We start from the raw sequence: 9,070 nt of genomic DNA on the forward strand, positions 1-9,070 counted from the left end.
TCTCCCGAGGAGTGTGGTTCAGGACTGGACGCGGTAGCGCACGTGCGTGACCGAGGTCGCCGCTCGCGACTCGACTTGTTCGAGGTTCAGCGGCGGCACACCGTCGAACAGTCGCGTGCCGGCGCCGAGAGTCATCGGCACGATGTGCAGCCGCAGCTCGTCGATCAGGCCGGCGGCGAGGTACTGGTTGACGGTGGTCGCCCCGCCGTGGATCGAGATGCCGCCGTCCCCGGCCGCCTCGCGCGCCTGCTTGAACGCGGACTCGATGCCGTCGGTGACGAAGTAGAACGTGGTGCCGCCGTCCATCGGCTGCGGCTCGCGCGCGTGGTGGGTGAGCACGAAGACCGGGCCGTGGTACGGCGGGTTGTCGCCCCACCAGCCCTTCCACGGCCGATCCCACTCGCCCCGCACCGGGCCGAACATGTTGCGGCCCATGATGAACGCCTTGGCCGTCATCATTCGAGCGAACTCGTCCGGGTGCTCCTCGGGACCTTCGCCGTACCAGGCGTGCAGCTTGTCGCCCCAGCCGTCGCCACCGTCGTCGCCGAACGGGCGCTGCTCGGTCTGGTTGAGCCCCGCCGCGTACCCGTCGAGCGAGAGCGTGAGGTCGCAGGTCACCTTGCCCTGTTGTGTGGTCATGCGATCAGCATGGTGGGCACGGGACATGACGTCCAATGCCAATCCTGCACCGCACACATTGATATCATTGATTAATGCTCAGCCTGGTCCATCTCAAGGTGCTGGCCGCGGTGGCGCGGCACGGGTCGGTGACCGAAGCGGCGAAGGAGCTGCACTACTCCCAGCCCTCGGTGAGCCATCACCTGTCGCGCCTGGAAGCGGCCACCGGCGTCAAGCTCGTCCAGCGGATCGGTCGCGGGATCCGGCTGACTCCAGAGGGGCAGCTGCTGGCCAACCGGTCAGCCGAGATCCTGGGCCGGGTCGACGCGGCGACCAACGAGCTCGCGGCACAGGTCGGCCTGCAGGCAGGGCGGGTCCGCCTGGCCGCGAACGCCTCGGCACTGAGCACGATCGTGCCCAGGGCGGCCGCCTCGCTGGCCCAGGCACACCCGGGACTCGAGCTGAGCCTGTACGAACGACACCCGGTCGAGGCGTTGCAGATGCTGCGGCACGGTGACATCGACGTCGCCCTCGTCTTCCGCTACGCCGACGCCCCGCTCGACGAGGAGGGCGTCCGCCTCGTGCACGTCGGTGACGACTCCATCTACCTCCTCAGCCTGCGGCCGGACGACTGCCTCACCGACTACCGGGACGCCCCCTGGATCGGCGGTTGCGACCGGTGCAAGAAAGAGCTGACCGCCGTGTGCCGGCGCCACGGCTTCAACCCGCGCATCGCCTCGCACAGCGACGACATCGTCGTCGTGCAAGCCCTCGTCGCCGCGGGCGTGGGCGTCTCCACACAGCCCGGCCTCGCGCTCCAGGCCCATCGCCGGCCCGACATCCACGCCACCGAGCTCACCGGGTTCCGTCGCCAGATCTACGCCGCCACCTACGGCGACCCGCCCGATCCGCCCGCCGTCGCCGCCGTCCTGGCCGCGCTCGCCGAGGCAACCACGCCGACCGAGAGCTGACAGGGTGGCCACCGGCTAGTGTGGGCGTCTCGGAAGGATCACGTCGACGAGGGAGCCGAGCGGGTGCACGTAGCGGCAGCGGGCCGGTGTCGGCTCCTGCTGGCCGTTCTGTTGGTGCTGCTCGGTTTGACCGTGGCGCCGGGCTCCGGCGTCGCATCCGCGGCGCCACCTCGGGCGACGGAGACCTGCGAGTCAGCGTCGGCCACACCGCCGATGCACGGCGATCGCCACGATCCCCTTCGACTGTCGGCGACGGCACCGCAGGCGTTCACCGCGGCGTTGCCCAACACCTGGTGGGCCGTCTGTCAACCAGCGACCTACGGATGCGCGCCGACCGGCCGGTCCTCCCTCGGCGAGACCGGCCACACCGGAAACTCGGCCGCGGCACCGAAACGGCAGTCGAGTCGAGCGCCGCCGCCCGCGTGCGCTGTGTGATCCGAACCTGAAACCGCGCAGGCGCGCCGCCCTCGCCGGGCAAGTCGCGCGTGCACGTGCGCCATGACTCCCATTTCTCGCCGTGCTCCACGGGATGCGCCGCGGTGACGACTGTCCAAGCGGCACCCGGTACGGCAACGACCTCGTGAAGGACTCGACATGTCTGTCGTTCTGCTCGTTCTGCTCGTCGCCACGGTCATCGTCTCAGTTGGACTGCTCGCCTCGATGTACGTCAAGGACGAACCGTTCCACGGCGCGATGGGCCTCTGCCTCCTGCTCGGGCTCGGTACCGTGCTGGCATTCCTCTACGCCGCGGTGGCCCAGGTTTGAGGTCGACAAATGTATTCACTGGTCGGAACTCGTATTTTTCTGCCGTATTTTCTGATCAGATATCCGAAGAATGTACGATGTCGGCCGCGCGACAGCTGGGGGTTGTTTCGTGGCGACGACACAGGCATTGGCGAATGCCGAGAGAATTCGGGTCCCACGCGGGTTCGGCGCAATTGTCGCGGTGGTGCTGCCCACCGCCGTGACGACGTTTCATGCGCTCGCGTACGGCCGGTGGATCGTCGACGACGCGGGGATCACGTTCGCCTACGCACGAGCCGTCACCAGCGGCTTCGGGCCGGTGCTGCAACCCGGGGCGGAGCCGGTGGAGGGCTACTCGAACCCGGCCTGGCTGCTCGTCCTGGCGGCCGGCCGCGCGGTCGGCCTGTTCGACCGTGGGGCGTGGTTCGGGGTGCCGGACTACGTCCTGTTCCCCAAGGGCGTGGCCCTGCTGTGCTGTGCCGGCGTGTTCCTCGCGGCCTACCGGGCCGCCGCCGCGGTCTGCCGGCGGCCCGCGCTGGTGGCCGCCGTGGCCGGGGTGGCCGTCGCGCTGACGCCGTCCTTCGTGATCTGGTGCTTCTCCGGCCTGGAGAACTCGCTGCTCGCGCTCGCGGTGGCGTGGCTGGCCACGGTCCTGGTGCGCGCGGCGACGACCGGGCGACTGCTCTGCCCGCGTGTCGCGGTCGCATGCGGGCTGCTGGCCGCGCTGGCGGCGTTGACCCGTCCCGAAGGCCTGGTCTACGTGGTCGCCCACCCGTTGGTCGCGGCCGTGTTCCTGCGCCGGGAGACGCTGCCCCGCACCACGACGAGCGTGGCGTTGTCGGTCTCGGCCTTCGCCGTCCCGGTCGTGGGCTACCTGGCGTGGCGCTGGGCCACGTTCCACGCGATGCTGCCGAACACCGCCATGGCCAAGGCGCAGACCGCCCCGTCGGTCGCGCGGGTGCACCGGGGGATCGAGCTCATCGGCTACGCCGGCTGGCCACTGGTGCTGATCTGTGCCGGCTGCGTCGGCGCGGTGCTGACCCGGCCCTCGCCGGCACGTCGGGCACTGGTCGTGCTGGCGGTACCGCTCGGGCTGGCCGCGTTCGCCTACATCGTCCTGGTTCGCGACTGGATGGGGGCACTGCGCTTCGCCACGCCCGTCTGGCCGCTCGCCGCGCTGACGGCGGCCATCGCCGTCGAGGCCATGGCGCACCGCACGGCGGTCCGCGGACGTGCGGTACTCGCGGTGTGCACCGTGACGGCGTGCGCCATCACCGCCCTCACCTGGCAGAAGGACATCGCGCGAGCCAGCCGCGGGCCGACCGTGCCGCTCTGCGTGGTCGCCGACCAGTCCCGCGCCTACAACGAGTACGCCCGGATCCTCGGCGGCCGCGACGCGTCGGTCCTGCTCCCCGACATCGGCGGGACGGCCCTCACCAGCCGGCTCCGCGTCGTCGACGTCGCCGGCCTCGCCGACCGGCGGGTCGCGGAGTACTGGTCCGACCGTGACATGGCGGGTCTCCGCGACCACGTGTTCGGCCGGCTGCGGCCCACCATCATCCACGTCCACGGCGGCTGGGCCACTCGGACCGGCCTGCTCGCCGACTCCCGCATGGACGCCGACTACGTCGTGGTGCACCGGTACTCGTCCACCGGCGTGGACCTCGTGCGTCGGGACGCCGTGGACCGGCCGCGAACCCTCACCGAGCTGCGCGCGGCCGCCCATCGCTCCGCCACCCGGCAGGCGGAGCTTGGGGCGGCACCACGACGATCATGCGGGTCCACGCTCAGGTGATGGCGTGGCCGCCGCCGAACAGGCCCGCCGGGTCGAGGCGACGCTTGACGGCCAGCAGCCGGGCGCGGTCCTGCTCGTCCCACAGGCCCGCGACGCGCTCGGGTGTGGCGCGGCCGATGAGGTTGAACAGGTCGAACCTCGACCGCCACGGGGCGGCGGCCGCGACGATGCCGTCGACCAGGCCCGGGACGACCTCGGCCGTGTCCGGGGCCAGGATGCCGACGGTCGTCAGGGCGTAGGCGGTGTCCCGGCCGGACACCGCGTTGGGGATCGTGGCGGGGCGGGCCATCGCTCCGCCCAGCAGGCGGACCTCGACCATCGGGACGGGGATGTCGTGCCCCGGGCCGGCGACCTCGAGGAGGGCGTCGACCGCGGTCGCCGGCAGGTCGCGCAGGCCGGTGCCGTTGTCCCAGAACGGGATCGGGTCGGTGGGGTCCTGGTGGATCGAGTCGACCGCGGCGTACGGGATCTCCTGGACGGCGTCGATGAGCGGGGTGGCGACCGACCGCATCGGGGCCAGCAGCTCCGCGCCCGCGTCGGCACCGCCCAGGTACGCGAAGCGGAGAGCCACGACGAACTGCCCGCGCAGGGGCTCGGGAAGCTCGGGCAGCGGCGGTAGCCGCAGCAGGGCCACCGACGTCGTCGAGACCTCCTCCGGCAGCGCGGCGGACCAGGCGGCGAACGCGTGCAGCACGTCGTGGGCGGCCGCGCCGGGGAAGTAGACCGCCCCGCCGTACAGCGTCGCCACCGGCATCAGCTCGATCTCGAGCTCGGTGACGACCCCGAAGTTGCCCTTGCCGCCGCGCAGCGCCCAGAACAGCTCGCGGTCGCCGCCGTCGTCGACCTCGTGCACGGCGCCGTTGCCGTCGACCAGCCGGGCCCTGACCACGTGGTCGGCGGAGAAGCCGTAGGCACGGGACAGCGGGCCCGTCCCGCCGCCCAGGGTGTAGCCGACCGCGCCGACGCCGGAGGACGAGCCGTTGACCGGGGCCAGCCCGTGTGGTGCGGCGGCCTCGATGACCTGCCCCCACCGCACCCCCGCGCCGAAGGTCGCCGTGCGACGGTCGGGGTCGACGGTCACCCCGCCAAGCTGCTCGGTGGTGATCAGGACTCCGCCGTCGACCGGGCCGTTGAGCCCGTGCCCGGTGGCCATCACCTGGACCGGCATGCCGTTCTTGGCCGCCCAGGACACGGCGGTGACCACGTCGTGGATGTCGGTGGGCGCGACCAGGGCGGCCGGTCGCACCGGGAAGGCCGGGTTGAACGGCTGGAAGCCCGGCTGGGCCAGCACCTCACCGCTGAGTGAGGCCGACAGTTCCTCGGTTCCGGTCATCGCGTGCTCCTCGAGTCGACTGCGTTCGTCACCGAGTGCGTCGCGGAACCGGGACCTGGCGTTGCGACCAGCGAACAGTGGCTGTCGGGGAGTCAACGCCAGGTCATGTCGATCGTCTCGCCATGCGGCAGCGTCGCGATCCGCCACCAGTCCCGCGGGCTCCCGGTAGTGCGCGAGGCGACCCTGGCCAGCAGCCGGTCACCGCGAAGCGCGACCCACATCCATTCCGATCGCCGTCCCCGCGCAAACCCGTTCCCGACGGGCGGCCGTCGCGGCGCCGGCGGCGACCGGCCGCCCGCGGAACATTCCTCTTATCTCGCCGACCGGGCTCGCGCCACGATTCGCTCGAACGGTTCGCGGCGGGTTGGAGGACGGTATGCCGACACGGTTCGTACGGAAAGGACCGCTGGTGGCGCTGGCGGTTGTGGTCGGGTTGCTCGTCGCCGCGACCGGGGTGCTCGCCGTGCTGTACCTGGTGCAGCACGGCGAGTCCGGGCGGGCGGCGGAGGAGGTCGCCCGCACCGAGCGTGCCGTCGACGACCGGCAGGACCGGCTCGCCTCGATCGAGTCCACTGTGGACGAGCTGGACGCGGAGCGGAGCCGGCTGGAGGGTGACAACCGGAAGCTGCGCGCATGCGCCGACCCGGCCAGGGACACCGTCGTCGCGGCGCAGGCGGGGGACAGGACCGCCCTCGCCGAGGCGATCGACGAGGTCCTCAGGAACTGCGAGAGGTGACGACCATGCCTGACCGCATCACCGGGCTTCCGCCGTACCGCAACGGGTACCGAGCCCTCGTGCCGCCGCGGCCCGCTCCGCCGCCGCACCCGGTCGTCCGCCGGCCGACGACCGTCCGGATGCCCGTTCCGCCACCGCCGGCCTGGCCACCGGTGCCGCCGGTGCCGCTCATGCCGCCGATGCCGCCGCCGCGGCGGAACGGACGCGCCACCGCGACACTGGCCGCGCTCGCCGTCGCCTTCCTCGCGGCCGCGGGCGTCTTCGCGGCGCTGCTCGTCTCGGCAGGCGGCGACCACGCCACCTCGACGGACCGGCTGAACGAACTGCGCGGCGAGCTCACCGACCTCGACGCGCGGGCGGTCGCCCAGGACGCCAAGCGGAGCCAGGCCGAACGGCACAACAGCTCGCTGGAGGCCGACAACGCCGAGCTGACCCCGTGCGTCGAGGCGATGCGGCACTACCTGTGGGACGGGCTCACCGGCGCGGAACGCCGGTCCGCCCTCGACGCCGTGGTCACGTTGTGCCGATAGGAGGACACCGGCGGGATCGCGCCCCCCATAGGCTTGACGCGACTCTGGTGGGAGGGCCGACCATGACCGATGCGGTGTCGGTGGATGCCGGGCCGGAGCTGTTCGGTCCGTACCGGATCGAGGAGCTGCTCGGCCGGGGCGGCATGGGCGACGTGCACCGTGCCTACGACACCGTGCACAAGCGGTACGTCGCGCTGAAACGCCTGCCGCGGCTCGCGGAGCCGGAGTTCGAGAACCGGTTCCGCCGCGAGGCCAAGATCGTCGCACGGCTGCGCGAACCGCATGTGGTGCCGATCCACGCGCACGGCGAGATCGAGGGTCGGCTGTACCTGGACATGCAGCTGATCGACGGCCCGGACCTCAAGCGCCTGCTCGCCGACGGGCCGCTCGACCCGGCGCGGGTCGTGGAGATCCTCACCCAGGTCGCCACCGCTCTCGACGCCGCCCACGCGGACGCCATCGTGCACCGCGACGTCAAGCCCGCCAACATCCTGCTCGACGCCGACGGCACCGCGTACCTGGCCGACTTCGGCATCGCCCGGCTGTACGCCTCGGACGTCACGGCGATGACCGAGACCGGCGAGCAGATCGGCACGCTCGACTACATGGCGCCGGAACGGCTCACACACGGCGAGGCCGGTCCCGCGTCGGACGTCTACTCGCTGGCGTGCGTGCTGTTCCAGTGCCTGACCGGGCGCGTGCCGTTCCCCGCCACGGACACCGTCGGCAAGCTCGCGGCCCAGCTCAACGACCCGCCGCCGGCGGCCTCGCTGTTCGACCGCCGGATCCCGCCCCCGATGGACCTCGTGATCCAGACGGGCATGGAGAAGGACCCCCAGCGCCGCTACCCGAGCGCCGGCGAGCTCATGGCGGCCGCGGCCGGGGTGCTGGACCGGGTCGCGGGCACGCCGCGGGCCGAGGCGCCCACGGTCGCCGAGGCGATGATCGGCGAGGACGGCGCCTACTTCGTGGGGCTGCTGGCGGCGGTCGGCGCCAGGCCGCGAACCGCCTCGCCGGCCGGTGGTGACCCCGACGCCGACGACACGATCACCGCGACGATCACCGTCGACGCGCCGGCCGGCGGTACCGAGATAGTGCGGGACCGGTGCCCGTACCCGGGACTGCAGAGCTTCGGCGCCGGGGACGGCGACTGGTTCTTCGGCCGCGAGCAGGCCGTGCGCGACCTGCTCACCCGGCTGGCCCGGCAGCACGCCGCGTCCGGGCCGCTGGTCGTGGTCGGCGCCTCCGGAGCGGGCAAGTCGTCGCTGGTGCACGCCGGGCTGCTCGCCGCGCACGCCCGCGCCGGACGCGCTAGACGCGACGGGCGCGACGGACGCGCGGCACCTCGACTCGCGACCACGCCCGGCGAGCACCCGATCGCCAACCTGGCCGCGCGTCTCGCGCCCCTCGTCCACGGCGACCCGCAACAGCTCGCCTGGCAGCTGTGGCAGCGGCCCGCGATGCTCGGCGAGCTGTGCCGGACGGCCGCGGCGGGTGCGGGCGCACCGATGATCATCGCCGTCGACCAGGCCGAGGAGCTGTTCACCCACTGCGCCAACCCCGCCGAGCGGGACATCTACGCCACCGCGCTCGCCAACGCCTGGCCGGCGCGGGTCGTGCTCGCGGTGCGCGCGGACTTCGTGGAGCACTGCATCACACTCCCCGCCCTCAAGCCCGCGTTGAACGCGCCGTACGTGCTGGGGCCGCTGACCGCCGCGGAGCTGGCGCAGGTGGTGATCAAGCCGGCCGAGGCGGCGGGCCTGGAGCTCGAGCCCGGGCTGGTAGACCGGCTGGTCACCGACGCCGGACGCGACTCCGGGGCGCTGCCCCGACTCGCCCACGCGCTGCGGGAGACCTGGCACAACCGGTCGGGGAACCGGCTGACGCTCACCGGGTACCAACGGACCGGCGGCGTGGACCGAGCGGTGGCGCTCACCGCGGACGGCGTGTACGCGCGGCTGGGCGAGTACGACCGGTACGCGTTGCGGTCCGCGCTGCTGCGCATGGTCACCCTGCTCGACGGCGGGATCAACGGCGCGGGCATCGCCCGCCGCTGGGCGCACCGGACCGAGATCCCCGACCGGGTCCTCGAGAGCCTGGTCGCGGCCCGGCTCGTCACCGTCGAACGCGCGCATGTGCAGCTCTGCCACGACGCGCTGCTGACCGCGTGGCCGCTGCTGCGCGCGTGGGTGGCCGAGGACCGCCACGGCCTGCTGGTGCGCCAGCAGCTCGCCGAGGCGGTCACCGGGTGGCGCGGCGGTGGTCAGGACCGTGCCGACCTCTACCGCGGCGCGCGGCTGTCGGCCGCGCTGGACTGGTCGGCCGGACGCACCGACCTCACGC

General features: G+C 72.7%; 8 protein-coding genes. 6 read left to right on the forward strand and 2 right to left on the reverse strand.

Features of this window, described 5'->3' with window-relative positions; genetic code table 11:
- Positions 1 to 18: 18 nt before the first annotated feature.
- The gene (locus ACRDSK_RS00955) at positions 19 to 639 is read right to left on the reverse strand and encodes a dihydrofolate reductase family protein (protein WP_431437904.1); all 621 of its coding nucleotides are present in this window, start codon (positions 637 to 639) and stop codon (positions 19 to 21) included.
- Positions 640 to 713: 74 nt separating this feature from the next.
- Between ACRDSK_RS00955 and ACRDSK_RS00960 the strand changes: the two genes are divergently transcribed.
- The 3 genes from ACRDSK_RS00960 (at position 714) to ACRDSK_RS00970 (ending at position 4,128) form a co-directional block, all read left to right on the forward strand.
- Complete coding sequence (locus tag ACRDSK_RS00960; protein WP_431437905.1) at positions 714 to 1,589, forward strand: LysR family transcriptional regulator; 876 nt, start codon at positions 714 to 716, stop codon at positions 1,587 to 1,589.
- A 594-nt stretch (positions 1,590 to 2,183) separates the two neighbouring features.
- On the forward strand, positions 2,184 to 2,354 hold the full coding sequence (locus ACRDSK_RS00965; protein WP_431437906.1) for a hypothetical protein: 171 nt from the start codon (positions 2,184 to 2,186) through the stop codon (positions 2,352 to 2,354).
- A gap of 199 nt (positions 2,355 to 2,553) precedes the next feature.
- Positions 2,554 to 4,128, forward strand: a complete 1,575-nt coding sequence (locus ACRDSK_RS00970) for a hypothetical protein (protein ID WP_431437907.1) — start codon at positions 2,554 to 2,556, stop codon at positions 4,126 to 4,128.
- Here the strand turns inward: ACRDSK_RS00970 and ACRDSK_RS00975 are convergent.
- Positions 4,121 to 5,461, reverse strand: coding sequence for an FAD-binding oxidoreductase (locus ACRDSK_RS00975; protein WP_431437908.1), 1,341 nt, complete (start codon positions 5,459 to 5,461; stop codon positions 4,121 to 4,123). The two genes, ACRDSK_RS00970 and ACRDSK_RS00975, sit on opposite strands and share 8 nt — an antisense overlap.
- Positions 5,462 to 5,870: 409 nt before the next feature.
- Between ACRDSK_RS00975 and ACRDSK_RS00980 the strand changes: the two genes are divergently transcribed.
- The 3 genes from ACRDSK_RS00980 to ACRDSK_RS00990 form a co-directional block, all read left to right on the forward strand.
- Positions 5,871 to 6,197 (forward strand): hypothetical protein, encoded by a 327-nt coding sequence (locus ACRDSK_RS00980; protein WP_431437909.1) that lies wholly within the window; start codon positions 5,871 to 5,873, stop codon positions 6,195 to 6,197.
- 5 nt (positions 6,198 to 6,202) lie between these two features.
- Complete coding sequence (locus tag ACRDSK_RS00985; RefSeq protein ID WP_431437910.1) at positions 6,203 to 6,727, forward strand: hypothetical protein; 525 nt, start codon at positions 6,203 to 6,205, stop codon at positions 6,725 to 6,727.
- Positions 6,728 to 6,789: 62 nt separating this feature from the next.
- Positions 6,790 to 9,070 (forward strand): protein kinase domain-containing protein (locus ACRDSK_RS00990; RefSeq protein WP_431437911.1); only part of this gene is annotated, 2,281 nt, incomplete at its 3' end.

The sequence above is a fragment of the Actinophytocola sp. genome (assembly GCF_050699915.1).
Lineage (GTDB): Bacteria > Actinomycetota > Actinomycetes > Mycobacteriales > Pseudonocardiaceae > Actinophytocola.